The 26,109-nt window shown below is 70.7% G+C and carries 29 protein-coding genes and 1 pseudogene; 14 read left to right on the top strand and 16 right to left on the bottom strand.

The window, feature by feature from the left end; all coding sequences use genetic code 11:
• Positions 1–382 precede the first annotated feature (382 nt).
• Positions 383–823 (top strand): YybH family protein, encoded by a 441-nt coding sequence (locus KIK05_RS30175; RefSeq protein ID WP_214414269.1) that lies wholly within the window; start codon positions 383–385, stop codon positions 821–823.
• A gap of 170 nt (positions 824–993) precedes the next feature.
• On the opposite strand, the gene KIK05_RS30170 is transcribed toward KIK05_RS30175, so the two are convergent.
• Both KIK05_RS30170 and KIK05_RS30165 read right to left on the bottom strand, forming a co-directional pair.
• Complete coding sequence (locus KIK05_RS30170; protein ID WP_214414268.1) at positions 994–1,554, bottom strand: DUF1062 domain-containing protein; 561 nt, start codon at positions 1,552–1,554, stop codon at positions 994–996.
• A 251-nt stretch (positions 1,555–1,805) separates the two neighbouring features.
• A complete protein-coding gene (locus tag KIK05_RS30165; RefSeq protein ID WP_214414267.1) occupies positions 1,806–2,147 on the bottom strand; it encodes an ArsR/SmtB family transcription factor in 342 nt (113 codons plus the stop codon).
• A gap of 119 nt (positions 2,148–2,266) precedes the next feature.
• On the opposite strand from KIK05_RS30165, the gene KIK05_RS30160 reads away from it, so the two are divergent.
• Entirely contained in the window at positions 2,267–3,187 is a 921-nt protein-coding gene (locus KIK05_RS30160) for an alpha/beta fold hydrolase (protein ID WP_214414266.1), read from the top strand.
• A gap of 45 nt (positions 3,188–3,232) precedes the next feature.
• Here KIK05_RS30160 and KIK05_RS30155 read toward each other — a convergent pair whose 3' ends face one another.
• Positions 3,233–4,207 carry an MFS transporter gene (locus KIK05_RS30155; protein WP_214414265.1) on the bottom strand — a complete coding sequence of 325 codons (975 nt, stop codon included), beginning with the start codon at positions 4,205–4,207 and terminating at the stop codon, positions 3,233–3,235.
• A gap of 197 nt (positions 4,208–4,404) precedes the next feature.
• Here KIK05_RS30155 and KIK05_RS30150 point away from each other — a divergent pair, with 197 nt between their 5' ends.
• A complete protein-coding gene (locus tag KIK05_RS30150; RefSeq protein WP_214414264.1) occupies positions 4,405–4,785 on the top strand; it encodes a hypothetical protein in 381 nt (126 codons plus the stop codon).
• Between the two features lie 225 nt (positions 4,786–5,010).
• On the opposite strand, the gene KIK05_RS30145 is transcribed toward KIK05_RS30150, so the two are convergent.
• Positions 5,011–5,448, bottom strand: a complete 438-nt coding sequence (locus KIK05_RS30145; RefSeq protein ID WP_214414263.1) for an STAS domain-containing protein — start codon at positions 5,446–5,448, stop codon at positions 5,011–5,013.
• A gap of 174 nt (positions 5,449–5,622) precedes the next feature.
• Here KIK05_RS30145 and KIK05_RS30140 point away from each other — a divergent pair, with 174 nt between their 5' ends.
• From KIK05_RS30140 to KIK05_RS30105, 8 genes are all read left to right on the top strand, one after another.
• Positions 5,623–5,853 carry a hypothetical protein gene (locus KIK05_RS30140; RefSeq protein ID WP_214414262.1) on the top strand — a complete coding sequence of 77 codons (231 nt, stop codon included), beginning with the start codon at positions 5,623–5,625 and terminating at the stop codon, positions 5,851–5,853.
• 90 nt (positions 5,854–5,943) lie between these two features.
• On the top strand, positions 5,944–7,383 hold the full coding sequence (locus tag KIK05_RS30135; protein WP_214414261.1) for a class I adenylate-forming enzyme family protein: 1,440 nt from the start codon (positions 5,944–5,946) through the stop codon (positions 7,381–7,383).
• Positions 7,380–7,988 (top strand): TetR/AcrR family transcriptional regulator, encoded by a 609-nt coding sequence (locus KIK05_RS30130; RefSeq protein ID WP_214414260.1) that lies wholly within the window; start codon positions 7,380–7,382, stop codon positions 7,986–7,988. The genes KIK05_RS30135 and KIK05_RS30130 overlap by 4 nt, the downstream gene beginning before the upstream one ends.
• 40 nt (positions 7,989–8,028) lie before the next feature.
• Entirely contained in the window at positions 8,029–8,871 is an 843-nt protein-coding gene (locus KIK05_RS30125) for an alpha/beta fold hydrolase (RefSeq protein ID WP_214414259.1), read from the top strand.
• A gap of 12 nt (positions 8,872–8,883) precedes the next feature.
• Positions 8,884–10,128, top strand: coding sequence for an esterase/lipase family protein (locus KIK05_RS30120; protein ID WP_214414258.1), 1,245 nt, complete (start codon positions 8,884–8,886; stop codon positions 10,126–10,128).
• Between the two features lie 10 nt (positions 10,129–10,138).
• Complete coding sequence (locus KIK05_RS30115) at positions 10,139–11,182, top strand: alpha/beta fold hydrolase (protein ID WP_214414257.1); 1,044 nt, start codon at positions 10,139–10,141, stop codon at positions 11,180–11,182.
• Positions 11,183–11,327: 145 nt separating this feature from the next.
• Positions 11,328–11,492 (top strand): hypothetical protein, encoded by a 165-nt coding sequence (locus KIK05_RS30110; protein WP_214414256.1) that lies wholly within the window; start codon positions 11,328–11,330, stop codon positions 11,490–11,492.
• 77 nt (positions 11,493–11,569) lie between these two features.
• The gene (locus tag KIK05_RS30105) at positions 11,570–12,112 is read left to right on the top strand and encodes a sigma factor (protein ID WP_214414255.1); all 543 of its coding nucleotides are present in this window, start codon (positions 11,570–11,572) and stop codon (positions 12,110–12,112) included.
• An 11-nt stretch (positions 12,113–12,123) separates the two neighbouring features.
• Here the strand turns inward: KIK05_RS30105 and KIK05_RS30100 are convergent, their stop codons facing one another.
• The 8 genes from KIK05_RS30100 to KIK05_RS30065 form a co-directional block, all read right to left on the bottom strand.
• On the bottom strand, positions 12,124–12,273 hold the full coding sequence (locus tag KIK05_RS30100) for a hypothetical protein (RefSeq protein WP_214414254.1): 150 nt from the start codon (positions 12,271–12,273) through the stop codon (positions 12,124–12,126).
• Positions 12,274–12,289: 16 nt separating this feature from the next.
• Positions 12,290–12,910, bottom strand: a complete 621-nt coding sequence (locus KIK05_RS30095) for a GTP-binding protein (RefSeq protein WP_214414253.1) — start codon at positions 12,908–12,910, stop codon at positions 12,290–12,292.
• The gene (locus KIK05_RS30090) at positions 12,891–13,280 is read right to left on the bottom strand and encodes a DUF742 domain-containing protein (protein WP_214414252.1); all 390 of its coding nucleotides are present in this window, start codon (positions 13,278–13,280) and stop codon (positions 12,891–12,893) included. Before KIK05_RS30090 ends, KIK05_RS30095 begins: the two co-directional genes overlap by 20 nt.
• Positions 13,277–13,705 (bottom strand): roadblock/LC7 domain-containing protein, encoded by a 429-nt coding sequence (locus KIK05_RS30085; RefSeq protein WP_214414251.1) that lies wholly within the window; start codon positions 13,703–13,705, stop codon positions 13,277–13,279. Before KIK05_RS30085 ends, KIK05_RS30090 begins: the two co-directional genes overlap by 4 nt.
• Positions 13,706–13,797: 92 nt before the next feature.
• Entirely contained in the window at positions 13,798–16,392 is a 2,595-nt protein-coding gene (locus tag KIK05_RS30080; RefSeq protein WP_214414250.1) for a sensor histidine kinase, read from the bottom strand.
• Positions 16,393–16,600: 208 nt separating this feature from the next.
• Entirely contained in the window at positions 16,601–18,259 is a 1,659-nt protein-coding gene (locus KIK05_RS30075) for a terpene cyclase/mutase family protein (protein WP_308250175.1), read from the bottom strand.
• Positions 18,256–19,137 (bottom strand): terpene synthase family protein, encoded by an 882-nt coding sequence (locus tag KIK05_RS30070; protein ID WP_214414249.1) that lies wholly within the window; start codon positions 19,135–19,137, stop codon positions 18,256–18,258. Before KIK05_RS30070 ends, KIK05_RS30075 begins: the two co-directional genes overlap by 4 nt.
• Positions 19,134–20,516, bottom strand: coding sequence for a cytochrome P450 (locus KIK05_RS30065; protein WP_214414248.1), 1,383 nt, complete (start codon positions 20,514–20,516; stop codon positions 19,134–19,136). Before KIK05_RS30065 ends, KIK05_RS30070 begins: the two co-directional genes overlap by 4 nt.
• 511 nt (positions 20,517–21,027) lie before the next feature.
• Here KIK05_RS30065 and KIK05_RS30060 point away from each other — a divergent pair.
• Positions 21,028–21,705: a cysteine hydrolase family protein gene (locus KIK05_RS30060; protein ID WP_214414247.1), complete on the top strand. Its 678-nt coding sequence runs from the start codon at positions 21,028–21,030 to the stop codon at positions 21,703–21,705.
• Between the two features lie 321 nt (positions 21,706–22,026).
• On the opposite strand, the gene KIK05_RS30055 is transcribed toward KIK05_RS30060, so the two are convergent.
• The 3 genes from KIK05_RS30055 to KIK05_RS30045 form a co-directional block, all read right to left on the bottom strand.
• Positions 22,027–22,497 carry a hypothetical protein gene (locus KIK05_RS30055; protein ID WP_214414246.1) on the bottom strand — a complete coding sequence of 157 codons (471 nt, stop codon included), beginning with the start codon at positions 22,495–22,497 and terminating at the stop codon, positions 22,027–22,029.
• 233 nt (positions 22,498–22,730) lie between these two features.
• Positions 22,731–23,216 (bottom strand): hypothetical protein, encoded by a 486-nt coding sequence (locus KIK05_RS30050; protein WP_214414245.1) that lies wholly within the window; start codon positions 23,214–23,216, stop codon positions 22,731–22,733.
• A 495-nt stretch (positions 23,217–23,711) separates the two neighbouring features.
• Entirely contained in the window at positions 23,712–23,948 is a 237-nt protein-coding gene (locus KIK05_RS30045) for a MarR family winged helix-turn-helix transcriptional regulator (RefSeq protein WP_250563703.1), read from the bottom strand.
• A 163-nt stretch (positions 23,949–24,111) separates the two neighbouring features.
• On the opposite strand from KIK05_RS30045, the pseudogene KIK05_RS49765 reads away from it, so the two are divergent.
• Positions 24,112–24,171, top strand: a pseudogene (locus KIK05_RS49765) (hypothetical protein); the annotation flags it as partial.
• Positions 24,172–24,227: 56 nt separating this feature from the next.
• On the opposite strand, the gene KIK05_RS30035 reads toward KIK05_RS49765, so the two are convergent.
• Entirely contained in the window at positions 24,228–24,881 is a 654-nt protein-coding gene (locus KIK05_RS30035; RefSeq protein WP_250563702.1) for a TetR/AcrR family transcriptional regulator, read from the bottom strand.
• Positions 24,882–25,074: 193 nt separating this feature from the next.
• On the opposite strand from KIK05_RS30035, the gene KIK05_RS30030 reads away from it, so the two are divergent.
• The gene (locus tag KIK05_RS30030; protein WP_214414243.1) at positions 25,075–26,028 is read left to right on the top strand and encodes an alpha/beta hydrolase; all 954 of its coding nucleotides are present in this window, start codon (positions 25,075–25,077) and stop codon (positions 26,026–26,028) included.
• Positions 26,029–26,109: the final 81 nt, after the last annotated feature.

The following is a 26,109-nucleotide window of genomic DNA, read 5'->3' as shown; positions in this document are numbered from 1 at the left end:
CGTTCTCGATTCGCGAACGGCCCCGACACTATGGCCGTAGAGTTATCTTGTCTAAGATTAATATTGCTATGGTGTTATGCCTCGGGCGTCATGATGGACCTCTGTCAGCCTGTCGTCCACGGCCGGAGCTTCTGGGGGTTGCGTTCGGCCCACCAGGAATCTCAAGCGAGACATGGTCGTCGCCTGGAGCACCGCCCTCGCGCCGCTGCGCGCCGCCTCCCCGGCCACCGTCGCCTGAACCCCGCGAGCCCGTCCCGGAGAATCCCGGCGTGGCCGCCGTGGCACCTCACATTTCCAAGGGCTGCGGTGTCGAACCAGTGAGACCACAAAGGCCATCGCCGGCGAAGCCGGTCACGGTCGGAATTCTTGAACGGAGAACACGATGACTTCGAACGAGTCCGAGGTCAGGGCGCTCCTCGACAACCGAGTCGCCGCCTGTCAGACGAAGGACATCGACCGACTCATGTCGCTCTATTCTTCCGACATCGTCTATTACGATGTCGTCCCCCCTCTGCAGTACGTGGGAACCGAAGAGGTCCGCCGCAACTTCGTGCGGTGGTTCGACGGCTACGACGGCCCCATCGGCCTGGAGACGCACGACCTGACCATCGCGACGAGTGGAGACGTCGCGGTCGCGAACATGCTGCACCTGGACACGGGAACGCGACCGAACGGGCTCCAGACCGCGATCTGGGTACGGGCGACCGTTTGCTGCCGACGGTCAGGTGACAAGTGGCTGATCACGCAGGAGCACATCTCGGTGCCGATCAACCCGGAGAACCTCCAGGCCTGGCTCGCTTCCGAGAAGGACCAGCCCGCCTGAGCCGATGCGCGTGCACGCGGGGAGGGCCGCCGCAGGCCGCCGGCAGCGCGTCCGAGCTTCCGCCTTCGTCGAGGACGAAAGCCCGGACGCCCGCGCCGGCCCTTGAGCGGCGACCACTCGGCCGGTGACGGTGGCGAGTCAGCACGTGGTGCCTTGTCGCTACATCCCCGCTAGTCCCCGGCCATCACGGTGAAAGCGAACCCGGCGCTCGTCGGACGGTGCAGCGGAATGTCGCACTTGATCCGGCGCAGGACCTCGTTCCTGCTGAGGCCGAGCCCCTGCGCGATGAGCCGCTCCGGGCGCACCGGCACCGGATCCTCGAAGACGACCTCGACCTGGACCGGCCACGCCTCGTCGACCCATGGCGACGGGGTGTCCAGCCGCCAGGCCCCCCTCCAGTCCAGGGTGAAGCGGTTGCGCCGGGCGAGCAACGGATCCAGCAGCGTGGACGCCACCAGCTCCGGGTCGTTGGCGTGGTAGCCGTCGAGCTCGGCCGGGTCGAAGGATCTGACCGGCGCTCGCTCGTGCACAGTGAGCTTGCTCGTCCGGCCGCAGGACACGCAGCGGACCAGCAGCCACACGTCCAGCAGCTTGCCGTTGGCGTTGACGCGGAACCTGCCCTCGCCGGTGGTGGCCGACTCCGACCGGCAGTCCACGCACCGCGACGACAGCAGAGGCAGCCTGGTCCGGCGAACGACCCAGGGCAGCGCAGTATGAGGTTGTGAAGACATGATCTCTCTGGATCTGACACGAGGCCGATTACGCGCGGCCTCAAACGCTGTATGACCGGGCGCACGCGGGCAGCCCGGCAGAACCGACGCGCGGGTCGGCTACAGGTGAGCGGAAGAAAGTGTCAGATCCGAAGAGCAGGCGGGGTCACGCGGTCTCGTCCTCTGTCCTCACTGCGATGGGCAGCAGGCACCGTACAGGAACGCGGAAGGAAGCCTCAACCGGTTTCCGGGCGCCGGGGGCGCCCGTCGCTTCAGTGCGGGGCCGGTGGCGGGGCGGGGGCGGCGTGGCCGTCGGCGTCGTCGCTGAACACGACGGTGAGGAGTCCGGGGAAGCGCGCGTCGAGGTCTTCCCTGCGCAGAGTGAGGTAGTTCCTGCGCCCCGAGTGGCGCAGGTGGATCACGCCGCTCTCGCGCAGCACCCGCCAGTGGTGGGTGAGCGTGGACTTCGGCGCTCCGGTCTCGATGGCCCCGCAGTAGGTCTCCTCACCCGAGGCGATCGCCCGGACGATCTTCATGCGGACCGGGTGACCCAGTGCGGCGAGGACGTCCTCCAGTCGCAACTGCTCGCGATCCGGGTGCAGAAGGGCGGCCATGCCGCGATCGTACGACATCTCCGGACTGTTCGTTCCGGGCGATTGACGGGCGCCGATTCGGGCGGGCAATATTCGGTACGAGATTTCCGTACATACGTACCTTTGTGCTGAGGAGTCGCATGGCAGTGGCAGTGACGGACGCGGAGCTGGCGGGTTCGCTGGAGGGGGACTTCGTCAGCGCCCATGCCGAGGTCAACGGGATCCGGCTGCACTACGTGGCGGGTGGCCAGGGGGAACCGCTGGTCCTGCTCGGCGGGTGGCCGCAGACGTGGTGGGAGTTCCGCAAGATCATGCCGTCGCTGGCCGAACGCCACCGGGTGATCGCCGTCGACCTGCGGGGGATGGGCGGTTCGGACAAGCCCGCGACCGGATACGACAAGAGGACCATGGCCGACGACATCCACCAGTTGGTACGTCACCTCGGCCACGACGCCGTGGACATCGCCGGGCACGACATCGGCGGCATGGTCGCCTGGGCGTTCGCCGCCAACCATCCCGGGAGCACCCGGCGGATCGCGCTGCTGGACATCGCCCACCCCGACCAGCGGTTCTACGACTACCCCCTGCTTCCCCTGCCGGGACGCCAGGAGGTCGACGGCGACATCCACGCCGGCCCCGGACGCTACCTGTGGTGGTTCGCGTTCAACCAGGTCCCCGGCCTGCCCGAACGGCTGCTGGCCGGGCGGGAGCGGTACCTGATCGACTGGATGTGCGACTACCTGATCAAGGATCCGGCCGCCGTCGGCGACCACGACCGGGACGTCTACGCCCATGCCTACTCCACCGCGGACGCGATCCGCGCCGCCAACTCCTGGTACCGGGCCTTCGGCCGCGACATCGCCGACGAGAAGACCTACGGCCCGGTGACGGCGCCGGTCCTGGCCCTCGGTGGAGGGGAGGGCGGCTACCTGCTCCTGAAGAGGGCGCTGGACGGCAAGGGGACCGACATCCAGGTCGTCGAGGTGCCGGACAGCGGCCACTACCTCCCCGAGGAGCAACCGGAGAAGGTCGTCCAGGAGCTGACGAGATTCTTCACCTGATGCCCGGGGCGGCTCCGGCGGGAGCGTCGGCGGCCGCCCGTCGAGTCAGCGGAGGCTCGCGTTCCCGCGTACGGTCCACACCGCCACGCCGGCCAGCAGGATGAGAACACCGGCGAGCCACAGGATGCCCTGGAGCGGCAAGGCGTCGACGATGGTGCCGCCGGCGAGCGCGCCGAGACCGATCGAGAAGTTGAACACGGCGACCCATAGGGCGGAGGCCTCCTCGACCGCCTGTGGCGCAGCCTTGATCATCCAGGTCTGGAGGCTCACGGAGACCCCGCCGTACACCAGGCCCCACACGACGAGCAGCGTCACCCCGCCCACAGCGGTGAGACCGGCCACGGGATAGAGCAGCACGGCCGCCCCCAGGAGCACGGCGATGGCCGTCACCGTCCGATGGAGCCTCCTGGCCACGGCCGCACCCGCGATGAAGTTCCCCGCCATGCCCGCCACGCCGAACCCGAACAGCAGCGGCCCGATGAGGTGCTCGTCGATGCCGGACAGGCCCTGCAGGACCGGGCTGACGAACGTGTAGGCCGAGAAGTGGCCGGTCACGATCAGGAAGGTCGCCAGGATGCCGGCCCGGACACCCCGGTCGCGGAGCCGGCCGCCCAGCCGCCGCAGACCGACAGGCCGGGACGCGGTCAGTGGCGGCAGCACCGCCAGCAGGGCGACCAGCACGACGAGCGCGAGGGCGCTCAGCATGCCGAACGCGACCCGCCAGCCCACCAGTTCGCCGATCGTCGTGCCGAGGGGGACGCCGAAGACGTTCGCGGCCCCGACGCCGCCGAAGACGATCGCGGTGGCCCGCGGCACGTACGGGGCGGGGACGAGCCGGACGGCCAGGCCTCCCGCGATGGCCCAGAATCCTCCGATCGCCACCCCGACCAGCACGCGGGCGGCGACCAGCGACGGATGGTCCGGGGCCAGGGCGGAGGCCAGGTTGGCGAGCGTCATGAGTCCCATCAGGCCGACCAGCAGGAGCCGCCGGTCCATCCTCCCGACCAGCACCGGGGGCATGCCGCTACCCGATGGGCGGGCTGAGGAGAGTATGTGTGGGTACGCACCGGAACATGGGTCTCAATCCGATAGTGGAATTCCGGCGCCGCCGTACGGTCGGGCGCCCATGTGAACCTTTCCCCGGCGGCGAGCATCACATGGGTATGCGCCCAAGAACCGTTGCCGCTGTCGCCGCCCTCACCGCCCTCCCGATTCTTGTGAGCAGCGGGAGCGCCGCGCTCGCCGCCGACGCCGCCCAGACGTCGGGCAAGGCCGTCAACCTCCACCTCACCGCCAAGACCCGCGCCGCGCTCGCCGACGCGTACTGGAACCACTCGAAGGATTACTCGCGCGGCAAGGTCGACGGGCCCAAGCACGTCTACTACGGGAAGATCACCGGGACGACGCGGGCCAAGGACGTCTACTGGGCCATCGGCGACATCGGCGTGAAGGGTGACCCGATCAGTTACCAGGACGGCCCGCACGTCTGGCGCAAGCTCGGCAACGGCGGGTGGCGGCACATGGGCGACAGCGGCGGCTGCCCGCAGGTGCCGAAGAAACTCCTCCGGCTCTGGAAGCAGCCCCAGTACATCTGCTGAGATCCGCCTCCGAGGCCCTGAGCCCGCTACGCCGCGGCGATTATCCCCCTATTCCTGTAGGAATAGTCTATATGATGGGGATCATGTGAGTCCCGGGAGGGAATCGGTGCGCGATCTGCGTCCGCGGGTAGTCCTCGCGTTCCGGACTCAGCCCGGCGTACCCGGCGGTCTCCAGCGGGCTGTCGCGGTTGCGGCCCTCTAATGGCCGCGCGGACCCCGGCCGGTTCAGGACGAGGTCAGCGCCGTCGACTGGTCGCAGTCCGGTGGCCGCCGGTCGCCGGCCTCCTCGGGCTGATCGGTGAGTTCGGAGGGCAACGCCTCGGCGAGGGAAGAACGGATGTCGAATACGCGCCACAGCCCCGTCAACCGCAACAGGCGCGCCACCTGCGGCTGCACTGCCGTGATCCTGAGCGGGACACCGGTGTCCTGACTGCGCCGCAGAGCGGCGATCAGCTCGCTGAGCCCCATGGAGTCGCAGAAGCTCACGGCTGACAGATCCACGATCACGGTGGCGACGTCCGGCAGGGCCCACGCCTGCGACAGGCCCTGCCGCACCAGCGGCGCGGAGTGGTAGTCCATCTCGCCGCGCACATGGGCGACCACGACGTTTCCGTGCGTGCCGAGCGTAACGGAAAGCAACGGCGGATTCTCTGGGGTGGTCATGATGCGTCGGCTCCTTCGCGCCTGCGGGTCCCAAGGAAGGCGCACCATCTTTTTTACCTCGAAAAGGCCCTTCTGGCAGGCGTAAGGGGACGCCGATGACCGGCCGGCGTTGTGGGGGGTCAGGTCTTCGGCGGGCGCCGTGGTGGTCTCGTCGAGGTCTGGATCATGATCCCGATGGAGTCGATCATCGTCCCGCTGTACTACGACTTCCTGTCCTACGACCTCACCGAGGGCTACCAGGAGCCGCTGACGCTGGGACTCGGCATGTTCTCGGGCCGCTACCTCGTGCAGGTCAACCTGCTGGCCGCCGCGGCGGTGCTCATGTCGCTGCCCATCGTCGGGCTCTACCTGTTCTTCCAGCGCAGTTTCATTCGCGGCATGCTGTCGGGCGCCGTGAAGGGCTGAGCCCGCGTGTACCTCACCCCTCGGTCTTGACGTACCGCGCCGATGGGTCAAATATGACAGGCGATTCACTTCTCAGGTTCAGGGGCGTGAATGTCTGATCCAACCGACCTCTCGGCCCAGTTGCGGCGCCACGCCGGCTCCGGCCGTACCGCGTTGCGCTGCGGCGACGACGCGGTCGGCTACGGCGAGCTGGACGCGCGGGCCGACGCGTGGGCGGCCTGGCTGCGCGGCCGGGTCCGGCCCGGCGACCGCGTCGCGACGCTGTGCCGCTCGTCCATCGAGCAGATCGCGCTGCTGTACGGGTGCGCCCGTGCCGGTGCGGTCCTCACGCCGCTGCCGTACCGGCTGCGTCCGCCCGAGCTGGCCACGCTGGTCGACGACGCGACCCCCGCGCTGCTGCTGCACGAGCCGGGGTGCGCCGGCCTGGCGACCGACACCCTGCGTCACGCCACGCACCAGCCGATCCGGCTGCCGCTCGTCCGGCCCGGCGCCGCCGCCCCGGAACCCGCCGACGTCGATCCCGAGGCGCCGGTACTACTGATCTACACCTCCGGATCCAGCGGCCGGCCCCGTGGTGTGCCACTCAGCCATCGGATGTGCGTCGCCACCGGCGAGGCGCTCGACGGCGTGGCCCGGCTCGAACCGGACGACGTGGTGCTGCAACTGCTGCCGCAGTACCACGTGGGCGGCTGGACGGTGCTGCCGCTGCTGGCGCTGGCGCGCGGGGCGACGCTGGTCGTGGAGCCCGAGTTCGACGCCGACCGGGCGCTGCGCCGCCTGGCGGAGGCGACCGTCACGATGGCGGTGCCCACGATGTACCGGATGATGGCCGACAGCGCCTCGTTCGGCGCCGCCGACCTGTCCTCGGTACGGCTGGCGATCGCCGGCGGCGCGGCGTTGCCGGGGGAGCCGGCCCGCGCCTGGTGGGCGCGAGGCGTGCCGCTGTGCCAGGGCTACGGGCTGACCGAGGCCGGGCCGAACGTGCTCTGCGTACCCCCCTCCGACGTGCATGCCTCGGCGGGCTGGGCAGGCGTGCCGTACCCCGGCGTCGAGGTCGCACTGGCCGGAGCGCCCGCCGGGCCGGGCACCGGCGAGCTGCTGGTGCGCGGGCCGGCCGTGTTCGGCGGGTACTGGGGCGGTCCGCCGCACCGCGGCTGGCTGCACACCGGCGACCTGGCCGAGCGCGACGAGCGCGGCTGGTACAGGATCGTCGGCCGGCTCGACGACAGGTACGTCTCCGGCGGAGAGAACGTCGCGCCCGCCGAAGTGGAGCGGGTGCTCCGGGCGAACCCGGCCGTGGCCGACGCCACGGTGGTCGGCGTACCGGACGAGCGGTGGGGCGCGGTCGGCGTCGCGTTCGTGGTCGCGCGGGCCACCGTGGACGGCGAGGCGCTGCGGGCCTGGTGCCGGGAACGTCTCGCCGGCTTCAAGGTGCCGGCCCGAGTGACCTTCGTGGACAGCCTGCCGACCACCGGGCTCGGCAAGGTGCGGCGGGACATGCTACGCGACATGGCCAAGGAGCTGGGATGACGGGCATCGCCGACGGGGGCCGCCGGCTGGGCGCGAAGGGTAATCGCACCCGGCAGCGCATCCTCAACGCCGCCGAGAACGTGTTCGCGGAGCTGGGATACCACGACGCCTCGATCGTGAAGATCACCGAAGCCGCCGGCGTCGCGCAGGGAACGTTCTACATCTATTTCGCCGGCAAGCGGGAGCTGTTCGAGGAGCTGGTCGCCGACCTGAACCATCGGGTACGGCGGGCGATGACCGAGGCGGCCGAGCCCGGCGACTCCAGGCTCGCCGCCGAGCGCGCAGGCTTCGCCGCGTACTTCGCGTTCGTGGCCGAACATCCGGGGCTCTACCGGATCATGCGGCAGGCCGAGTTCGTGGCGCCGCAGCAGCTCCGCCAGCACTACGACCGGATCGTCTCGGGGTACACCGAGCGGCTGCGCGCCGCGATGGACGCCGGTGAGATCCCGCCGGGCGAACCGGAACTGATGGCCTGGGCCCTGATGGGTCTCGGCGAGATGGTCGGCATGCGATGGGTGCTCTGGCACGACAACAAGCCGGTACCCGAGGACGTGCTCACCGGTACCTCCTCGGTCGTGGCACGGATCCTGGGGGTGCAGGAGTGAGTTCGGTGCGGAAGACGGTCGACGGCGGCCGGAGCGGGCGATGACCGCGTACCGCCGGGTGGGCGTACCGGTTCCGGGTGGCGAGCTGGCCGTCGGCGTGTGGGGCACCGGTACCCGGGTGGTGCTGGCCGTGCACGGCGTGACGTCCTCGCACAGGGCCTGGCAGCTCGTCGCGGAGCGGTTGCCGGAGGACACCATGCTGGTCGCGCCTGACCTGCGCGGGCGCGGCGACAGCGGCGCGCTGCCCGGTCCGTACGGGATGGCGCGGCACGCCGACGACTGCGTGGCGGCCTTGGACGCGCTGGGATGCGCCGACGCGGTCGTGGCCGGGCATTCGATGGGGGGCTTCGTGACGCTGGTCCTGGCCGACCGGCACCCGGAGCGGGTGCGGCGGCTGGTGCTCGTGGACGGTGGCCCGCCGCTGCCGCTGCCGCCGGGCGACACGCCCGAGGCGCGGCTCGCCGCGGTGATCGGCCCGGCCGCCGACCGGCTCACCATGCGCTTCCGCGACCGCGACGCCTACCGGGCCTACTGGCGGGCGCATCCGGCGTTCGCCGACTGGACGCCGGCCATCGAGTCCTACGTGGACCACGACCTGACCGGCGAGGAGGGATGCCTGCGCAGCAAGGTGTCGGCCGACGCGGTCGGGGACGACTCGATCGACATCTACACCGGCGACGCGCTGGCCGGCGCGTGGTCGCGGCTGCGGCACGAAGCGCTGTTCCTGCGCGCCGAGTACGGGCTTCTCGGCGCGCCGCCGGCCCTGTACCCGGACCCGGCGCCGATCGCCGCCCGGATGCCGGTGCGCACCATCGGCGACACCAACCACTACACGATCCTGCTCGCCGCGCGCGGCGCCGCCGCGGTGGCCGAAACCCTGTAGACAGGAGACCCGATGCGTCGCTTATGGACTGTCGCGGTAGTGCTGGCCGCGTTGCTGGTACCGGCCGAGGCCCATGCCGAGGCGCCCTCGCACCTGACGCTGGAAGCCACCTACACCAGCGTCGCGAACGGTTGGTCCGCTGTGGAGCGGTACCTGGACACCACCTCCGGCTTCACGCAGGAGAGCTACCCGCCGGACGGCCGCGGCGACCAGGACGGCCAGCGCCTGACCTTCTTCGGCGGCGTCAAGCGGCCGTTCTCGGGCCGGTTCCTGCTGTACCACGCGCCCGGTTGGAACACCAACCCCAAGTCCACTCCGGTACTGCTCGTGCACGGCGCCAACGACAACCCGGACCGGGCGTGGGCCAACCCCGGCGAGTCCGGCGGCTTCGGCTGCGGCGCCGTGAGCTGCCCGAGCACCGGCATGATGCAGTACCTGTCGAAGGCCGGGTACCGGGTGTTCGCGATCGGGTTCGCCCACAAGGAGGGCGACAACCTGATGCAGGCCCAGGAGGTCGGCGACGCGGTCGCGATCATCAAGGCCAAGCTCGGCGTGTCCGCTGTGGACCTGGTGGGCTGGAGCAAGGGTGAGATGTCGGCGCGGATGTACGTGTCGTCGGTCAAGCCGAGCTGGGGCCGTTCGTACGCCGGCGACGTACGCAAGCTGATCACGCTCGGCGGCCCGAACGCCGGCTACGACTATCCGTTCGCGCACGGCTGGGCGCACGACTTCTCGATCTGGCCGGAATGCGGCGGCAGCGTCAACTCGCCCGCGCCGCACACGTACATGACCTGCTACGGCGTCTACGCCGGCCACCCGGAGTTCTCGTTCGTGCCGGCCGGCGGGTTCGACTGCTATCCCGGGCAGCGGCAGATGCTGGCGCGCTTCGACGGCACCTACGGCATCGACCAGACGCAGCAGGACTGGTACACCACCTACTACGGCGGACAGGGCTTCTACACCTCCGGACCGGGCATCCAGGCCGCCATCGACGCGGGCTCGTTGATCTCCCGGATCCAGCAGGCGGGCGTGCCGGCGTCGGTGGCGACGTACCTGCTGGCCGGCGGATCGCCCACCGTCGTCGGGATCTACAACGAGAACCGCGGGCCCAGCGACGGCGTGGTGTTCCAGAGCAGCGCGCTGTCCAAGGTGGGCATCGGCACCGTGGCCGGCACCGCTCTGGTGACCGGCGCCAACCATCTTCAACTCGGCTGGTACCCGGCGGTCGAGTCACAGGTCGCGAACTGGCTCGGCTGAGAGGAAAGACATGACCCCCCTGCTTCCCGGCGTGATCGCCCGCCGGATCGACACCAAGCGGCTGACCGTCAACGTGCTGGAGGTCGAGAACCGTACCGGCGCGCCGGTGCTGTTCGTCCACGGCAACGTGTCGTCGAGCCTGTTCTGGCAGACGACGATGCTCGCGCTTCCCGACGGCTTCCGGCCGCTGGCGCTGGACCTGCGCGGCTTCGGCGATACCGACCCCGAACCGGTGGACGCCACCCGCGGGCTCTCCGACTACGCCGACGACCTGGCCGCGCTGGTGTCCGCGATGGACCTCGCGCCGGTGCACCTGGTCGGCTGGAGCATGGGCGGCGGGGTGCTGCTGCGGTACCTGCTCGACGACCCGGCGGCGATCGCGTCGCTCACGCTGGTGAACCCGGTGTCGCCGTACGGCTTCGGCGGTACCCGCGGCACCGACGGGGAGCTGTGCCACCCGAGCGGCGCCGGGTCCGGCGCCGGCGGCGCGAACGCGGAGTTCGTGCGGCGGCTGGCGAGCGGCGACACCGGCGAGGAGTCCCCGCTGTCGCCGCGCAACGTGCTGCTCGCGCACTACGTCAAGCCGCCGTGCGTACCCGAGCACCTGGACATGCTGGTCGAGTCGATGCTGTCCACCCGCACCGGCGACGACCACTACCCGGGCAACGCCGCCACGACGAGCGACTGGCCCGGGATCGCGCCGGGGGAGCGCGGCGTGCTGAACACCATGGCGCCCACCCACTTCCGGATCGCCGATCTGTCCACCGTGGACCCCAAGCCGCCGGTGCTCTGGCTGCGCGGCGCCGACGATGTGATCGTCTCCGACACCTCGCTGTACGACCTGGCGCACCTGGGGGCGCTCGGCGCGGTGCCGGGCTGGCCGGGCGCGGGGACGTTCCCGGCGCAGCCGATGGTCGCGCAGACCCGCGCGGTGCTCGACACCTACGGTCGCTACCGCGAGGTGGTGATCCCGGACTCGGGCCACGGACCGCACCTGGACCAGCCGGCCGCGTTCCGCGCCGCGCTCGTCGACCACCTCACATCGACCGGCTGACGCCCGGGCGAACACGCCGAGGTCACCCGCGCTCGCGGCCGTCCATCCACGGCGGCCGGCGGAACGTCGCCTCCGCGCAGGGCGGGGGGCTCCGGTGGGCTGTGGAGTCCCTGCGGCTGGGCGGGGAGGTCATCGGTTCGATCGAATGATCGCTAGGCGGTGGGTGAGCGCGGCGCGGATCGCGGCGAAGGTCTCGTCGACCAGTTTCGTCAACGAGGTCGCCGCGGGAGATCTCACCGGCGACGCCCCCGCCGTGCCGGCCGCAGGGTTCACCCACGCCTTGCACATCGCGCAAGCTGATGTGAGGTGACGTACCGGCCTCACATTCCGGTGCGCTGCCTTGTCGAACTTGGGAGGACAGATACGACCGAGGGAGCAGTCGGCACCATGACCACCCCATCCCGGCCGGGGCACGGCCGGCCCGATCCCGGCCTGGACGCGATCATGAGCGAGCGGCGCCAGCTGATCAATATCGCCTACCGGCTCCTGGGCTCCCTGGCCGAGGCCGAGGACGCCGTCCAGGAGACCTGCCGCATCCGGGCCTCGCAGCCCTCTGCGACTCCGGCGACCCAGCGCGCCGGCATCATCAGGGACTTCAAGCAGGCATGGGAGGCCAAGGACATCGAGGCCCTGATCGGCCTGCTCGACCCCGACGCCACGGCGATCGCCGACGGCGGCGGCCTCGCCGTCACCTTCCTGCACCCCATCGAAGGCGGCGAGCAGATCGCGCGCGCCTGGATCGAGATCGCCGAGCGGAGGCCCGGCGACATGACGTACCTGGAGTGCACGGTCAACGGCCAGCCCGGCCTGGTGGCTCAGCAGGACGGCGTCACCGTGACGGTGTTCGCGTTCGAGGTCGAGGACGACCGGATCAAGCACATCTGGGTGGTACGCAACCCCGAGAAACTCCGTCGCTGGACGGCCGGCTGAGGCGCGTCTCCCTACCACCGGTCCCAGCCGGGCGGCCCGGGCCGGGCGCGGCAGACGGTGCGTGCGGCGGGGGCGAGGACCGCGCTGATCGGGCTCTCGCTCGCGTTCGAGTGCGCCGCGGTCATCCGCGGCGCGCACGCCTCGACCGAGGATGTCCGCATGGCGTTCCCTGCCCGCTCATCGCAGCGCTGTCCGTCCGGTGGCGGCCAGGCGGGAGGCCCGGATCTCCATGGCGTGCTCGACCAGGGTGATGAGCACGTTCTTGCTCGACTCCTTCTCGCGCGCGTCGCAGAGGATCACCGGGATCCCGCCGCCCAGATCCAGGGCCATCCGGATCTCCTCGACGTCGTAGCGCTTGGCGCCCTCGAAGCAGTTCACCGCGACGACGAACGGGGTGCCGCGGCGCTCGAAGTAGTCGACCGACGGGAAGCAGTCGGCCAGGCGCCGCGTGTCGGCGATCACGACGGCGCCCATGGCGCCGAGCGCCAGCTCGTCCCACACGAACCAGAACCGTTGCTGCCCGGGGGTGCCGAACAGGTACAGCACGTGGTCGGCGCCGATGGAGATGCGGCCGAAGTCCATGGCGACGGTGGTGGTCGTCTTCGCCTCCACTCCGGACAGGTCGTCGACGCCGACGCCGCGGTCGGTCAGCATCTCCTCGGTGCGCAGCGGCCTGGTTTCGGAAACCGAGCCCACCATCGTGGTCTTGCCCGCCCCGAACCCGCCCGCGATCAGAATCTTGATCGCGGTGGGAAGCTTGACCCGTCCGGAGTCGCGGTCAGAGCGTCCGGAGTCCATTGAGCACCGCCTTGTAGGTTTCCAGGTCGAGGACGTCGGCCTCGCGCGCGGGTTCCTGGATCGCCACGAGCCCACGGTCGACCAGGTCTCCCAGCAGGACGCGGACGGTGCCCGCGGGAAGGTCGAGGTGGGCGGCGATCTCCGCGACGGACATCGGTCGTTCGCAGATCTTGACGATGACGTGGTGCTCCGGGCCGAGGCCCGGTTCGGCCGAGATGACCGGGTTCATGGTCACCACGAGGGTGATGAGGTCGATCTTGCCCCGGCTCGGCTGCGTTCGGCCGCGGGTCATGACGTAGGGGCGGACGATGCGGCCCGCCTCGTCGTCGACCCACTTCTCGTCGGCGGGGTCGTCGGAGAGGTTCGTCATGTGGCGCCCTCATTCCTCGGGGAAGGGTTCTCCGAGCGTGCGGGAGACGTGAGGTACTGGCCGACGCGGGAGACGAGCATGTTCATCTCGTAGGCGACCAGGCCCACGTCGGCGTCGTGCGCGCACAGCACCGCCAGGCACGCGCCGTGCCCGGCCGTGGTCACCACGAGGTACGCCGACTTCAGCGCGACGATGGTCTGCCGCACCGCTCCGCCGTCGAACCGCTCGCTGGCTCCCCGCGCGAGGCTCTGGATGCCCGCCGCCACGGCGGACAGGTGGTCGGCGTCGGCCTGGCCGAGCCCTTTCGACGCGGCGAGGAGCAGGCCGTCGGTGGAGAGAACGATTCCGTGCTCGGCTTCCCTCACCCGTCCGACCAGGTCGTCCAGCAGCCAGGCCAGATCGGCTGGGGAGCTCGTCCGTTGCATCACTCGCTGTCCTCTTTATCGGCTCATGCTGTCATTCCGTCTTCTACATGATCTCCGACACGCCCGCCGGACGATCATCCGCGCGGGCGCGCTCACTGCGGCCGAGCGGGTGGGGGGTCCTCCGGCGGCCGCTCGGCGTCCAGCCGGCGCGGCATCCTGGCGGCCTCGGAACGGCCACGCTCGGTGCCGCTCTGGAAGGACCCCATGAGCCTGCGCATCTCCTCCGGCGAGGGCCCGTCGTCCGATGGGTCGTCGCCGGGGGCGGCGGGCTCCCCGCGCAGTTCGGGCGCGAGATTGGCCTGCGCCACCCGGCGCGGCAGCCCGGAGGGCGTGAGCCTGGGCTCGGGCGCGGCGTCCGGAGCCGGGAGGTCACCGGCGGCGGTTCCACGCTCACGCTTCGGCAGGTCCGTCTCCGCGAGGGATGTGCTGCGCCGGGGCAGGTCGGTCTCCGTCGGCGCGGGGGTGCGGCGCGGCAAGTCGCTCATCAATGACGACCCTTTTCGACGTGAAATGTCGCTTTCCGAAGGCGAGCCATTGCGGCGCGGCAGGTCCGTTTCGACGATGGTGCCGTCGCGCCTCGGCGGAGCCGACTCCGCGTCCGTGCCGTTGCGATGGGTCGGGTCCGCTTCCGCGGCGGCGGACGAGGAGGGCGCCCCGCCCGCGGGCCTTTCCGCTTCGGGTGCCGTCGGCGCCGCGAGAACGGCGGCGGCGTGACCGCCCTGCGCCGGCTCCGTGGTGCCGGACGGCGGTCTCCGCTCCGCGTCGTGGTCGTTCGCCGGGTCCACATCGGCTTCGGGTTCGAGATCGCCGCTGATCAACTCACGCGGAATCAGGACGACGACGGTCGTGCCGCCGTATGCGGAGGCCTTCAGCGTGACCTGGATGTGGTGCCGTGAAGTGAGGCGGCTGACCACGTACAGGCCGAGTCGCGGAGTGTCGGTCGGCTTGAACTCGGGCGGGTCGACGATCCGTTCGTTGGCGGCGGCGAGGTCTTCCGGGCTCATGCCGAGACCCCGGTCCTCGATCTCGATGACGTAGCCCTTGGCGACCTCCTGCCCGCTCACCTGCACCGACGCGTAGGGCGGCGAGAACGACACGGCGTTCTCGATGAGCTCGGCGAGCAGGTGGATCACGTCGCCCACGGCGCGACCGGCCAGTTCGGCCTCGCCCATGGGCATCAGCGTGACCTGGGTGTAGTCCTCGATCTCGGCGAGCGCGCCGCGCACGACGTCGACCATCGGCACCGACCGCCGCCAGGAGCGGCCGGGGGAGGCTCCCGAGAGGATAATGAGGTTCTCGGCGTTGCGCCGCATCCGGGTGGCCAGGTGGTCGATCCGGAACAGGTCGGCCAGCTCGGCCGGTTCGGTCTCACGCCGTTCCATGGCGTCCAGGACGGTCAGCTGCCGGTGGACGAGTGACTGGGTGCGCCGGGCGAGGTTCAGCAGGATGAGGCGGTGGCTGCGCCGCAGCTCGGCCTGCTCGACCGCGACACGGATGGCGGTCTCCTGGACGGTGTTGAACGCCCGGCCGACCTGGCCGATCGCGTCGTCGCCGACCGCGAGGGGCGGTGCCTCGGCGGCGACGTCGACCTCGTCGCCACGCCCGAGCCGTTCGACGACGCCGGGCAGGCGGCGTGCGGCGAGTTCCAGGGCGGCGTTCTTGAGCTCTTCCAGGCGCCGTACCAGGGAGCGTGCCGTGGTGATCGACAGGACGATCGAGGCGATGACCGCGAGCAGTCCGAGGCCGCCCGCGAGCGCCAGCCGCACGACGACCCCGACGGCGAGGGGAGTGGCGCGCTGGACCAGCGCGTCGCCGCTGTCCTCGATGAGCTTGTCGAGCTGGGCGATCACGGTCTCGGCGGCGATCCGCCAGGAGTTCTTGCCGATGGACGCCTGGGCGTTCGCCTGGTCGCCCTGGATGAGCTGGTCCTCCATGTAGTGGAAGCGCTTGAAGGGGTCGCTCGCGGTCAGCCGGTCGTAGGCGGCGCGGTCCCGCTCCGGCAGCTCGGCCGAGGCCCTGCCGAGGAAGAGCCGCTGAGCGCCCACGATCTGGGTGAACTTGACCCGGTCGGTCCTGCCGAACCTCCCGCTCTCCAGGGCTCCTGCCACGAGGGAGTCCTCGCGCGACAGGAGTTCCTTGGCGCGGGCCATCGCCAGGAGGGTGCGGGTGTCCTTGGCGAAATCCTGGTCATCCAAGATCGCCAGCACGTCGTAGATGCGGTAGAACGACTCGATGACGTCGGTGAACGTGCCTTCGGCGGTGTATCTGTCGATTTGACCGGCGTCGACCTTGCGGCGCAGGGACGCCAGGTCCTGCAGCGCCTGGTCGGCGGCGACAATGCGCCGCATGACCACGTCGGTGGCCGCCCTGCGCACCTCGCCGTCGCCGAGGACCCGATGGAAGACCGCCCCCGCCGCCAGGGTCTGGGTCCGCTGGGCCGCCAGGAGGTCCCGTTGCTGGGGGGACGGGCCGGGCGCGCCCAGCAGCACCGAGGTCAGTCTGCGCTCGCGCTGCAGTTCGCTGATCAGCTTCTCCGCGGGCTGGGAGACGCCGGAGTCCAGGGTGGAGATCCACAGAAGGTTCAGGCCCTCACGTAACGTGACCCATGCCGCGAAACCCCAGAGCGCGACGAGCGACATGATGAGAGCCGTGACCTTGGTCCGGACCCGCGAATTGCGGTTGCGCATAACTCCATCCGTGGCGAAAGTCGGGAAGCCGACAGCACGGTTCACAGCTGACGACATATGCGTAAACACGCTGTGGCCTGTCAAGTGCGTGTATTCCCACGAGAGAGGACAAAACCTCTCATCACACCCGGGAAACCCTAGCACGGAAGGAAAAGCGGCCAGCGCGGCATGCCGTCGTTTCCGTAAAGGTGTCAGTCAGATATGTCCGTTATGACGCTTCTATAAGTTCCTGGCCCACCGGTCGGTCGCGCGCGACCCGCACGTCCGCTACCGGCCGTCCCCCGTGAGCCCGCCGTACGCCGTCCTGATCGTCCGCCAGGCCGGGCTCCCGCTCGGTGAGGTGCAGAGCCGCCAGGACCGCCGCCCTGATGATCGCGGTCGGCGCGTACAGGTCCTTGTCGTGCCACATCGGCGGATCGTCGCCCTGCCCGGCCGCCTGCAGCAGGAAGGAACGCCCCCGCGCGGCCGCGGTCAGCCTGCCGGGCACCTCACGCGAGGCACCGGGCAGCAGGAGGATCTGCAGGGCGTACGCCGTCTCCTCCGCGGTGCTCCGCCACAGCCCCCAGCCGCCGTCCCCACGCTGGCCGGCGAGCACCCACCGGACGGCCCGGCGGACCGCGCGCGCGGCGTCGCCCTCCTCGTGACCGTCCAGCGCCAGAGCGCAGCACATCGTGGCGTAGTAGGGGGAGGCGTGCCAGCGGTCGGACCAGCTGCCGTCCTCACGCTGCCGATCCACCAGCCAGCAGGCCGTCTCCCGGATCGCATGCCCGTACCGGGACGCGGCGCCCGGGCGGCGCGCGAGGTGCCCCTGGAAGGCGTCGAGGACGTGCGCGTTCACGCTGGTGGAGACACCCTGCTCGCCCTGCCAGGTGTGGAAGTGCGGCCCCGAGTGGTACGCCCACAGGCTCTCGGGCTCCCGGCGGTCGCCGAGCAGCGCCAGCGCGTACAGCGCGACCGAGGTGGTGTCGGCGTCGGCCGGCAGCCCGGCCCCGGCCGGCACGCCTCCGGGGGCGTGGGCGCCGGCCAGGCTCGTGACGACCTCGCCGGGAACGTCCACCGTGATCCCCGCGCGGAGCAGCCAGCTCAGCACCCATCCGCGCTCGAACACCGTGATCGGCACACCGCACGGCACCGGGCCGCCGACCGCTCGGGCGACGGCCTCCAGGTGCCGGAGTTCCGGGCTCCCCGGCGCCGCGCACGCCGGGGAGCCCAGCCAGGCGGCCGTGGCCGCGGGTGAGGCTCCGACCGTCCCGATGGAGGCCGGCCTCACCCCTGACGCGCCTCGGGCGGCCTCGCCGCCCACTTCCAGCGCGTGCAGCAGTTTCGGTGGGACGGGGGCACCCTCGCGCAGCCGGTGGCGAACGGCCTCCAGCCGGACGTGGTCCATGCCGTCCGGCAGAGGGAGCGGTGCGGCGGCCTCCCACCGCGGCAGGCGGCGCGCCGACGAGCCGGCCATGTGCCGCAGGTGCTCGTTGATCGCGCCGATCAGATACGGGACGATCAGCTCGACGGCGGGCATGTCGGGCCGGGGCCCGGCGAACGCCTCGCCGGCCCACCGGTACAGCGCCTCCAGGCCTCGGTCGGCGGCCGCCGTCACCCGCGCGTCGGCGGTTCCGCGTCCGAGTTCGCCGAGCATGGCCTCGGTGGCGCTGAGCGTAGGTACCAGGCTGTAGTCGCGGTGCGGTCCCCAACGGCCGTCCGGGCCCTGGGACGCCGCGAGGAAGCGGAGGCGTTCGGCGTGCCCGGTGAGCCATGGGGCCAGGCCGACCAGCCGTGCGGTCTCGTAGACCGACGGCGAGGCCTGCCCCCAGGGCCGCGCGAGGAGGCCGGCCACGAGCGCGCCCGCCTCGGCCGCCAGGGCGCTCACAGCCGGCCCCAGAACTCGCCGATCTGGTAGAAACCCGCGCAGAAGTCCATTTGCCGTTCCATGTAGTCGGCCAGCGGCGCCTGGTGGACTCGCAGCTCGCCGAGGAGCTTTCGCGCCTCCGCCGTCAGGGCCGCGACCGTCTGGGTCACATCGTCCAGCGGCACCCCGAGCAGCAGCGCGTTAACGTCGCCCCAGCGCCGGTCCCGGTTGTAGGAGCTCAGGTCGTTCAGCAGGCGCATCACGCGCTGGACGGCACGCGCCGCCCGGCGCACCTGCCCGACGGCCGTGCCGGCGTCAGGGCCGCCGGTGTGGATCCAGTGGCAGGTGAGGACGAAGACGAAGGCATGGTTGTCGGCGTTGGCGAGGTACTCCTCGAGAGACGGCGTGACCTGGGAGTTCTTCCACTCCCACTCCCTGGTCATCGCTTCCAGCATCCGCTGGAGCTCCTCGCGCCAGACCGGGCCGAGGGCGGGGAAGCCCTCGGCCCGGGCCAACTCCTGGCGGATCTCGGCGAGCATGCGGGCCAGGTCGTCACCGGCGCCCGGTTCGGCCCCGTCGCCCACGGCCAGGCAGCGGGGGAGCAGGGCGTTCACCTCGGCCGGCGAGGCGCAGACGTAGTCGACCAGCCAGTCCAGCGCGAACGTCCACAGGCACGCCTTGTTGGCCATGCTCAGCTGCTCGGCGGTGTACCACGGGCCGCTGAAGGCCATCGCCATGGAGACGGTGCTGTACAGGGCGTCGTCGAACGGCTTGGCCGAGAAGAGCCCGGGATGGGCGGCCGTCCACTGGCGCATCTGACGCTGGGAGCGCCCGGCGAGGGCGCTGATGGCGCCGCACTCGGCGGCGGACGGCGGCGACTGCGGGACGGCGGCCGTCATCGCGCCCCGGCCTCCTCACGCCGGACCGGGACGAGCCGCAGCTCGGCCTTCTCCTTCGGCCGGAGCGAGCCCGCCGGGGCAGGGGTGCAGGGCCCCCCGTCGAGCATCGGACGGTACCGGCTCAGGATGGCGGCCACCACCAGCGGCGCGGCCATGTAGAACAGGTGCTGGCCCAGGCACTGGTGCGGTCCGCCCCCGAAGGGGAAGTAGGCATAGCGGTGGTGGCGCTCCGGACGGCCGGTGGAGAACCTCTCGGGGTCGAACTCCAGCGGGCGATCCCAGAATTCGTCCAACCGGTGCGTCGCGTACGGGGTGATCAGCACTTGGGCGCCCGCCTCGATGGGCACTCCGCCGACCACGTCGTGTTCCACCGCCGTGCGGGGGAAGAGCCAGCCGACGGGATACACCCGCAGCAGTTCCTGCAGGACCATCTTGGTGTACGTCAGCCGCGGGAGGTGGGCGGCGCGGACCGGTCCCGTCCCGACCACCTCGTCCACTTCGGCCCGCAGCCGGGCCGCCACCTGCGGGTGGGCGTCCAGCACCGGCCACAGCCACGTGAGGGTCGTGGCCGTCGACTCCGACGCGGCGCCGTAGATGCTGACCAGGTCGTCCCGCAGCTGCCGTTCCGCCGCCGGCCCGTCGTCCCTCCGGGCCCGGCACAGCGCGGACACCACGTCGGTGCCGGAGCCGGGAACGGCCCGCGCCTGCCGGACGATCGGAAGGAACACCTCGTCGATCACCTCGACGGAGTTCATGAACGTCCGGTCGCCGGGCAGGTTGACCGAGTACGGGACGAACGGCAGGAGCAACCGGAAGGCGATCGACCGGGCGGCGCGGTCGTACGCCGGGGACAGGCGCCGTCCGTCCTCCCGGGAGAGCCTGCCGCCGAACAGCACTTTGATGACGGTCTCGTTGACGACGTCGGCCATTTCCTCGCCGGCGTCGAACGAACGCCCCGACGCGGCGTATTCGTCCAGCTCGGCGACGCGCTCGTCGATCGCCGCCGCCGTCTGCTCAGTCAGGGAGGCGATGTGCCGGGCGGTGAACAGCGGCTGCAGGATGTCCCGGCTGGCCTGCCACGCCGGGCCGTCGCTGAGGACGCTCGCGCCGAGCAGGCGGTGGAGGGGACGCCAGAACATGCCGGTGCGCCGGTAGTTCGTCCAGTTGCCGCGCAGCACGTGCTGGACGTCGTCCGGATGGCTGAACAGGTAGAGAGGCGAGGGGCTGAATCGGATGCGGAGGATCCTCCCGGAGGCTTGTCTTCCGAGGTCGGCCAGCATGTTCACCGGATCGCGCAGAACGGGGGCCAGCAGTCTGCGGATGGGAACGATCTCGGCCCGACGGGGGGCGGCCGCGACCGGCATCGGGGCGATCTCCAACCTGAGTGCTCCTGAAACGGCGGCATGACGACGTCCGCGTTCATGCCTGGATACGGAGGGCTTCGCTTCTCCACCCCGGCCTTTTGATGGGTCGGGCTCATATCGCGCGTCGATCGGGATGGAGTCCGTACGTCCTTTCGGAAGCCCACTACGTGTATCAAGCATCGAGAGAACGGCGAATTTGACTTTCAGTCACCTTTGCCGCAAATAAGCATGATCAGATACCTATCATGAGCCGACAAAGGAGATCAAGTCCCTTCCCTCGCCGCCCGTCGTGTGCTAAACGGTCGACAGGATGGGCGTGGTCAGAGTGAGCGGGAGTGCTGGAGCCGACGGTGCACAGGCAGCGGTCCGCGCCCCCCGATTCACCGCCGGTCGGGTGGGTGCGTAACGGCACCGGTGCCGGCGCCACCTGCGCGGACGCGGCTCTGGACCGGCAGGCGCAGGCCGCCCGTGGTGGACGACGGATGGAGGGAGCCTTGCGGCCGGATATCGAGGTGCGGCGGCACCAGTGGCGATCGACCCCCGGGAGTACGCCCGGCACGAGGCGCGCCGCGGCCGCCGGTTCGCGTTCGAGGAAGTGGTCCCGGCCCGCGTGGCGCTGGTGGTCGTGGACATGGTGCCGTTCTTCGTGTCCGCCAACCCCTATTGCAGGGGCATCGTGCCCAACATCAACAGCATCGCCGGAGCTTTGCGCGCGGCGGGCGGGACGGTCGCCTGGGTCCTGCCCGGCGCAGGGGAACGCACGCCGGTACTCGATGAGTTCTTCGGCCCGGAAACGGCCGAGATCTACCGCCGCTCCGGCGGGACGGGCCCGCTGCCCCAGCGCCTCTGGCCCGAGTTGGCGGTGCACCCTGATGACGTACTGGTGGAGAAGCTCGCGCCCAGCGCCTTCTTCCCCGGCCGCTGCCACCTTCCGGCGGTGCTGGACGAGCGGGAGGTCGACACCGTCCTGATCACCGGAACCGTCAGCAACGTGTGCTGTGAGTCCTCGGCTCGCGATGCCGCCACGCTCGGATTCAGGGTGATCATGGTGGCGGACGCCAACGCGGCGCGAGGCGACCAGGAGCACAATGCCACACTGCACACCATCTACCGGTCCTTCGGGGACGTCCGCTCGACAGCCGATCTCCTCGACATGATCGAGCACGGACACGCGACCGCGGACATCCGTGCCCGCGGCGGGTGACGGCCGCCGACCGTGGGGGAGCGAGAGTGCCATGGTGACCGGAACACCTCCGGTCAGGACATCGCGCAGGGGGCCGAGTTCTCCTACGTCGACGGCGTGGCGGTCCTGCCCCGGCTGTACCCGGAGATTCCGCCGGGGAGGATCATCACGCCCGTGCCGCCCCCCCGTGGAGATCGAGGGGGCGGCACGGGTGATCGGCGCACGAGTTCGTCGCGGAACTGCCGGAGGGGGACCGGGCCCAGGCCGGCAGGCGCGGCGGCTGCGCGTCAGTGGAATCGCGACGGGTCGATCACTGCGCCGATCCGGCGCACGCGGCCGGTGCTAGCAGGTGCCTCGCCGTGAGGGGCCTGCCGTGGAACCGGCCGCAAAGGTGCCCCCGATGAGCCGGTAGGTGAAGGTAGAGCCCTTCTTGCAGCCTTTGTACAGGGTCTTGGGTCCGGCACCATAGAACTCGATCTTCTTGAGGGTCTCCCAGCCGTTCCAGCGCTTGCGCTGGAGTTCGACGCGGATCCACTGCTTGCAGCCGGGCGCCCAGACGGTCGCCGCGATCTGCCGGGGCCGTACCTCCGGCCGGTACAGGCGGACCTGGCACGCGGACGCGGCGGCTTCGAAGGTCGCGGTCGCCTGACGCACGCCGGCGTCTCCCCCCTTGAGGGTGTAGGAATGCGCGACCGCCGGGCCCTGGTGGGCGTGCGCCGAGTCGGCGCTCGCCTGGGTGCTCCCGGTGAGCAGACAGGCCGCCGCGGCGGCTGCGACGGCGGCGACCTTCAGCTCGGACCGTACTGTGCTCATCTTGTTCTCCCCTGTCGGAATGGAGATGGCAGGGTCAACGTAGAGAGGGGAGTGTTGAGACGGTGTTGAGGATCTGTTGAGCGCTTCGACGCCTTTCGGCTCATGGTCAGGCCATGGCCGAGGCCCACGCGGCCGAACCCGGCGAGGAGATCAGCGAAATCCTGATCATCCCGGCTGTGTCGTGAATTCGTTTCCGATCAGGCCCCGACCTCGCCTGGAATATCGGTAGCGGATTACTTGTAGTACTGCACCCAGTACTCGACGGTGTGTTTCTTGCTAAGGGAGAAGTCCGCCCAGTACGTCGAGTGCCCGGCGTTGCGGATGCGGACGATGCCGTAATTGCCGTTGCAGGCCCACTTGCCGGACTTGGCGATCTTCTCGCCGGCGCCCCAGCGGCGCAGGAACCAGAGGTCGACCTTGATCTGCGAGTTATTGCCCCAGCAGCGGGCCTTGACCTGCATCACCCGGACGCCCGAGGGCCGCGACCAGGTCGAGGTGTCCAGAAGCTTGCCCGGGCCCAACACCTCGTGCCGTTGGGTGTGCCAGCTGGCCCTTGCCGCTGTGCTCGCGTGGGTCGAGACCTCGCTGTGCGCGGCCGATGCCGGTTGGGCGGAGACCGTCGTCCGTGCCGCCGCGAGGGCCGGTGCGGCCGTCGCCAGGGCCGAACCGGAGGCGGTTGCGGCGAGGGCGAGGGTGAGAGAGACGCTTGCGAGACGCATGGATACCTGCCTTTCGCGATGAGTCGGGGGCCACGGGTGACCTGGCCGCGGCGATTCCCATTGGCCCGGACCGGTGGGTTCACGGTCCAGGAATACAGAACGCCGATCGCCGGCGCTGTTCTGCTTCAGTGACGTGGCCGGTTCGTTTTCGAATGAGAAGACAGATCGATTTCACGGACGTTGGCGCACGTGCCGGATCACCCCCTCTGAGCGGCTGACGTGCGATCCGGCTCCGTCATAAAAAAATAGGGGGGTGGGTGGTCACGTGTAATCAACCCCGAGTGGGATCCATGTCCACCTGGTGCGGTAGCGGCCGGTAAACCTGGGCGGTACGTGTTACTGAGATGCCGTTTCGCCCTCAGGTGGTCCGCTAGTGCGGACGCATGCGGGTTCGATTTCACGCCGGGCGGTCTTGATGGCACCTGCCCGGCCGGACGTCGCCGCCGCGTGGTGGCCCTGAGGGGTCGGCGTGCTCCCGGTCGCCGAACGGCGCCGTCAGTTGTGCTTGTCGCCGTGGTGATCGGCGAGGCGGGTGAGCAGATCGATCAGGTTCCGCCGGTCGGCGGCGGGCAGCGGGGCGAGGAACTCGTCCTGGGCGGCGGCGATGAGCCGGTCGAGGTGGGTGAGTCGCGTCCGGCCCGCCGCGGTGATGGTGACGATGTTGCGCCGGCGGTCTTCCGGATCGGGTGCGCGCTCGAGGAGTCGCCGTTCGGCGAGGCGGACAACTGACATGCCGGATACGAACTTCACGGTGGACGCGCTCCAGACCCCCACGGGAGACGGGACCGAGGCGGGCCTGGGAACGTAGATCCGGGGGCGCACGCTTCACCCCGGTGACGAGGGCTTCGAGGAGGCCTGCTCCGGCTGGCTGCTGACGGTCGAGCATCGGCCCGCGGTGATCGTGGTCGCCGCCGACGCCGATGACGTGGCCGCCGCCGTACGGTTCGCGGCGGAGGCGGGACGCCCGGTCGCGGTGCAGTCGACCGGGCACGGCGCGGCCGGGAGGGCGTGTCAGGAGATTCCGGCCTCGATCTGGGTGAGTTGGGCGGCGAGGATGTCCTCGAACGCGGCGCGGCGGTCCGCCCCGAGAGGGCGGACGTCGCGGGCGAAGTGGGCCAGGGCGGGGAAGCGTTCGGGGTCGGCGCCCAGGACCGCGACGCGGAACAGCTCCACGCCCTGTTCGTACTCTTCGGGGGTGAGGGTGCTGATCCCGGCCTCGGAGGCGATCAACGCGGCGAGGAGGATCACGACCCGGTGGTAGCGCGCCGGGATCTCCTCGTCGGGCAGGCCCGATGCCTGCAGGGCCTGCAGCAGCTCTTCCATGACCAGCCGGGAACCGGTGCCGCCTGACGCGTAGCGTCCCCAGATCAGGGCGAGCTGGGGTTGCTGACCGAAGGCCTCTCTCAGGCGCAGAGCCGTGGCGGTGATGCGCTGCTTCCAGTCGCCCTCGGGCCGGTAATCGTCCATGGCGGCCATGAGGATCCGGTCGGCGACCGCGCGCAACAGTTCGGTCTTGTTGCGGAAGTGCCGGTAGAGGCTGGAGGAGTCGGTCCCCAGCGTCGCGGCGAGCTTGCGCACGCTGAACGACTCGGCGTCGCCCGTGCGCAGCAGCTCCGCCGCCGCATCCAGGATCTCCTCGGTCGACCAGCGCCTTCGGCCTGCCATCTCGCCCCTCTCCTCCGGGCCCAGCATAGACCATGCACTTGCTGTTGCACGCACCGCGTGCATAATAAGGACGTGTGCTGGCCGAGGGCCGGACCCCAGGGCTCTCGCCCTCACCGGACGACCTGCGCGACGTTTGGCGCGCACGACCACGACGACACACCCGGCATCCGGCCGGGGGAGGGAGCAAGGCGACATGAGCGAGGCCACTGCTACGAAGCGGCCGCCGCAGCCGGACTGGTCGGCGATCACGCACGAGGAATTGGTCGCCTACCGCGAGGCGGAGAACCACTGGCGGGCGTCCGGCGCGGCGCGGGCGATCCTCGGGGATCCCGATCCCGGCGCCGCCACCGCCTGGCAGCAGGTGGCGCTGCCAGGCCGCGAGCTGCCGGTCCGGGTGTACCGGCCGGAGCCCGGGCCCGGCGACACGGGCTCCGGCCTGCCACTCGTGCTCCACGTGCACGGAGGCGGCTTCGTGGGCACGGCGGTGCAGTGCGACTGGGCCAACAGCCACCTCGCCGCCCGGCTGCCGGCGGTCGTCGTCTCGGTCGAGCACCGCCTCCTCGACCAGGAGACTCCGCTGTCGGCGGCCGCCGACGACGGCTGGGACGTGCTCCACCACGTGGTGCGGCACGCCGCGCAGTGGGGCATCGACCCGGCTCGCACGGCCGTCTTCGGCGAGAGCTGTGGCGCGTTGATCAGCGCTCTGGCGGCGATCCGGGCCAGAGGGGCCGGCCTGCGCCTGCGGGCGCAGGTGCTGGTCAACCCCGTCGCCGATGTGACCGAGACGATGCTCGACCACGCCTCGGTAACGCGGCACGCCAGCACCCCGACCCTTGCCGTGCCACAGTTGCGGCTGGTCCAGCGGCTCGCCGTTCCACCGGGTACCGATCCTCGCGCGCTCTCGCCGCTGTACGCCGATGACCTGAACGGGCTGGCCCCGGCGCTGGTGGTGGTGCCGACCCACGACCCGGTGGCCGACCACGGCCGCCGCTACGCCGCAGCGCTGCAGGCAGCCGGTACGCCCGCGCGGCTCACCGAGTACCCCGAGGCGCCGCACGCGTTCCTCACCTTGCCGGGCGTGGCGCCGCAGGCCGAGGCCGCGCGGACGGAGATCCTCGACTTCCTCCGCGACCGCCTCACCACGTGAGCCGAAGGAAAACATTCCGTTGGAGGAGGACACGGTGAAGCTGTGATCGCCACCGCCGCACATCCCGGAACGGCCCGGCTC

The sequence above is a fragment of the Sphaerisporangium fuscum genome (assembly GCF_018531465.1).
Taxonomy (GTDB): Bacteria; Actinomycetota; Actinomycetes; order Streptosporangiales; family Streptosporangiaceae; genus Sphaerisporangium; species Sphaerisporangium fuscum.
The sequence above is the reverse complement of the archived record's forward strand: the minus strand, read 5'-3'. Positions and strand labels throughout refer to the sequence as shown.

Bases quoted from the DNA above. Each gene is read 5' to 3' on its own strand.
- KIK05_RS30175 (WP_214414269.1), top strand. From the start codon at position 383: ATGACTTCGAACGAGTCCGAGGTCAGGGCGCTCCTCGACAACCGAGTC.
- KIK05_RS30170 (WP_214414268.1), bottom strand. From the start codon at position 1,554: ATGTCTTCACAACCTCATACTGCGCTGCCCTGGGTCGTTCGCCGGACC.
- KIK05_RS30165 (WP_214414267.1), bottom strand. From the start codon at position 2,147: ATGGCCGCCCTTCTGCACCCGGATCGCGAGCAGTTGCGACTGGAGGAC.
- KIK05_RS30160 (WP_214414266.1), top strand. From the start codon at position 2,267: ATGGCAGTGGCAGTGACGGACGCGGAGCTGGCGGGTTCGCTGGAGGGG.
- KIK05_RS30155 (WP_214414265.1), bottom strand. From the start codon at position 4,207: ATGCCCCCGGTGCTGGTCGGGAGGATGGACCGGCGGCTCCTGCTGGTC.
- KIK05_RS30145 (WP_214414263.1), bottom strand. From the start codon at position 5,448: ATGACCACCCCAGAGAATCCGCCGTTGCTTTCCGTTACGCTCGGCACG.
- KIK05_RS30140 (WP_214414262.1), top strand. From the start codon at position 5,623: ATGGAGTCGATCATCGTCCCGCTGTACTACGACTTCCTGTCCTACGAC.
- KIK05_RS30135 (WP_214414261.1), top strand. From the start codon at position 5,944: ATGTCTGATCCAACCGACCTCTCGGCCCAGTTGCGGCGCCACGCCGGC.
- KIK05_RS30130 (WP_214414260.1), top strand. From the start codon at position 7,380: ATGACGGGCATCGCCGACGGGGGCCGCCGGCTGGGCGCGAAGGGTAAT.
- KIK05_RS30125 (WP_214414259.1), top strand. From the start codon at position 8,029: ATGACCGCGTACCGCCGGGTGGGCGTACCGGTTCCGGGTGGCGAGCTG.
- KIK05_RS30120 (WP_214414258.1), top strand. From the start codon at position 8,884: ATGCGTCGCTTATGGACTGTCGCGGTAGTGCTGGCCGCGTTGCTGGTA.
- KIK05_RS30115 (WP_214414257.1), top strand. From the start codon at position 10,139: ATGACCCCCCTGCTTCCCGGCGTGATCGCCCGCCGGATCGACACCAAG.
- KIK05_RS30110 (WP_214414256.1), top strand. From the start codon at position 11,328: ATGATCGCTAGGCGGTGGGTGAGCGCGGCGCGGATCGCGGCGAAGGTC.
- KIK05_RS30105 (WP_214414255.1), top strand. From the start codon at position 11,570: ATGACCACCCCATCCCGGCCGGGGCACGGCCGGCCCGATCCCGGCCTG.
- KIK05_RS30100 (WP_214414254.1), bottom strand. From the start codon at position 12,273: ATGCGGACATCCTCGGTCGAGGCGTGCGCGCCGCGGATGACCGCGGCG.
- KIK05_RS30095 (WP_214414253.1), bottom strand. From the start codon at position 12,910: ATGGACTCCGGACGCTCTGACCGCGACTCCGGACGGGTCAAGCTTCCC.
- KIK05_RS30090 (WP_214414252.1), bottom strand. From the start codon at position 13,280: ATGACGAACCTCTCCGACGACCCCGCCGACGAGAAGTGGGTCGACGAC.
- KIK05_RS30085 (WP_214414251.1), bottom strand. From the start codon at position 13,705: ATGCAACGGACGAGCTCCCCAGCCGATCTGGCCTGGCTGCTGGACGAC.
- KIK05_RS30080 (WP_214414250.1), bottom strand. From the start codon at position 16,392: ATGCGCAACCGCAATTCGCGGGTCCGGACCAAGGTCACGGCTCTCATC.
- KIK05_RS30070 (WP_214414249.1), bottom strand. From the start codon at position 19,137: ATGACGGCCGCCGTCCCGCAGTCGCCGCCGTCCGCCGCCGAGTGCGGC.
- KIK05_RS30055 (WP_214414246.1), bottom strand. From the start codon at position 22,497: ATGAGCACAGTACGGTCCGAGCTGAAGGTCGCCGCCGTCGCAGCCGCC.
- KIK05_RS30050 (WP_214414245.1), bottom strand. From the start codon at position 23,216: ATGCGTCTCGCAAGCGTCTCTCTCACCCTCGCCCTCGCCGCAACCGCC.
- KIK05_RS30045 (WP_250563703.1), bottom strand. From the start codon at position 23,948: ATGTCAGTTGTCCGCCTCGCCGAACGGCGACTCCTCGAGCGCGCACCC.
- KIK05_RS30035 (WP_250563702.1), bottom strand. From the start codon at position 24,881: ATGGCAGGCCGAAGGCGCTGGTCGACCGAGGAGATCCTGGATGCGGCG.
- KIK05_RS30030 (WP_214414243.1), top strand. From the start codon at position 25,075: ATGAGCGAGGCCACTGCTACGAAGCGGCCGCCGCAGCCGGACTGGTCG.